Source organism: Mesorhizobium sp. M7A.F.Ca.US.006.04.2.1 (assembly GCF_004022915.1).
In the GTDB taxonomy this organism is placed as follows: domain Bacteria; phylum Pseudomonadota; class Alphaproteobacteria; order Rhizobiales; family Rhizobiaceae; genus Mesorhizobium; species Mesorhizobium ciceri.
Genome location: NZ_RZQA01001095.1, coordinates 1 through 1750, shown reverse-complemented (window position 1 = coordinate 1750; position 1750 = coordinate 1). Strand labels below are relative to the sequence as shown.

General features: G+C 61.8%; 2 protein-coding genes and 1 pseudogene. 1 reads left to right on the top strand and 2 read right to left on the bottom strand.

The genetic code is table 11. From position 1 onward, the window contains the following. Positions 1–399 (top strand): annotated as a pseudogene (locus EN925_RS34635) (ATP-dependent helicase); the annotation flags it as partial. A gap of 71 nt (positions 400–470) precedes the next feature. Here EN925_RS34635 and EN925_RS34630 read toward each other — a convergent pair. Both EN925_RS34630 and EN925_RS34625 read right to left on the bottom strand, forming a co-directional pair. Further along, positions 471–1076, bottom strand: coding sequence for a hypothetical protein (locus EN925_RS34630; RefSeq protein ID WP_013531372.1), 606 nt, complete (start codon positions 1074–1076; stop codon positions 471–473). A gap of 241 nt (positions 1077–1317) precedes the next feature. Continuing rightward, positions 1318–1750: OmpA family protein (locus EN925_RS34625; RefSeq protein ID WP_164894613.1), on the bottom strand; the 433-nt coding region annotated here is incomplete at its 5' end.

Below are 1750 nucleotides of genomic sequence, written 5' to 3'. Positions count from 1 at the left end.
GCTCCGCGCCGTGGCAAGGGCGCACCGCGCCGCGCCGGCCGCAAGGACGACGACCGCAGCAGGGAAAAGGGCGGCGAGCGCAAAGCGCGCGAACGCCACGCCAAGCGCAGCGAAGACACGGCACCGGAAACAGTCCGCGAGGACCAGCCGGTGGCCGAGGTCGCAGCGGCAGCCGCCGACGTCGGCGAACGGCGCTCGCGCAAGGAAGCGATCCGTTCGGAAAACACCGAGCGCAAATCGTCCGATCGCAACGAACAGCGCGCACCGGAACGCGGCGATACCCGGCCGCAGCGAGACAACAGCCGCCCTGCCCGCCAACGTCACCAGGAAGACAACGATTCCACCGTTGGCTTCGGCGATGACATGCCGGCCTTCATGCGGATCGTCGCCAAGGTCTGATCCCGACCGCTTCGAAGGCAAGCCAGCCATCCGGCTTGCCTTCTCGATAGAGCTCCAGCCTGGTTCGCCCGTTACATCGGCCCAGGCATCATCTTGGTCGGTTTTTCCAGCATCGGAAACTCGGCCTTCGAGCATTTCACGTTCGGGTTCGTCGGACTGAACATGCCGTTCGGATTGTCTCCGAGCCAGGCATGAAGGTCGTAATGGACGAACTCCTTCGGGATGAGAGGGTAGTGCCCCTCCATCGGCCCCATGAAGGTTTGGCCAAACAGCTTCGGAGGCTCCTTTATGTCCGGCGTCAGAGGCACCAGCCATTCCGCGCCCACCAGCCGCAAACCCTTCTTGGTCGGTTCATAGATCAGCACGTTGGGGTGCATCGGGTCGAGCTTCTGGCCGACACTCGGGACATTGACGAAGTGAATACCCATGGCGCCCTTCGGGTAATCCATCGCGCCCGCTATCTTTTCTCCGCTGTAGTAGACGCAGCCGACCGTCGACAGATAGAGGTCGCGGACGGCAGCGGTGTAATCCTCATATTTGGCGAGCGACTTTTTCAAGGCTTCGATGTCGGCCTTGTTGGCGTCCTCGGCCCGAGCCGAAGCAACGTTCAGCCACGCGCCTACCAAACCTGTTAAAACGAGGACGCCACAGCGCCCAAGGCTGGCTGTTCTTGTCATGCATTCCTCCCAGATTTCTGATCTGGCCGTGCAAGACCGAGGCGGAAAAATGCTGATTGCGCGGCCGGTTACACCGCCTCATCCCCGCTGGACTGCCATGATGCTATTCCTTTCCATGGCCGCCGGAAAGCTATATTTTAGCAATAACTAAATCTATACCGTACCCATCCAGAGCGCCGATGTCAGCTCAAACAAAAACGGCCCCGCATGAGGGCCGTTTCGCATCCGCTTGCCGGACGGATCAGGTGAGCGGCGACAGCTGGATCTCGACGCGGCGGTTCTGGGCCCGACCTTCGGCTGTGGCATTGGATGCGACCGGGCGTGTCTTGCCGAAGCCTGTGACGGCGAAGCGCCGCTGATCCACGCCCTGACCGGACAGATAGTTCGCCACCGCCAAAGCACGACGCTGCGACAAATCGAAATTGTGCTGGTCGCCACCGGTCGAATCGGTGTGGCCGAACACGTCGACCGTGGTCTGCTTGAACTTCTTCAGCACCAGCGCGACGGAGTTCAGGACCTGGTAGAAGCCGGGCTTCACCGCATCCTGATCCGAGTTGAAGGTGATGTCGGACGGCATGTTGAGGATGATCTGGTCGCCGCTGCGGGTGACGCTGACACCGGTGCCTTCGAGCTGCCGGCGCAGTTCGGCCTCGTTCTGGTCCATCTTGGCGCCG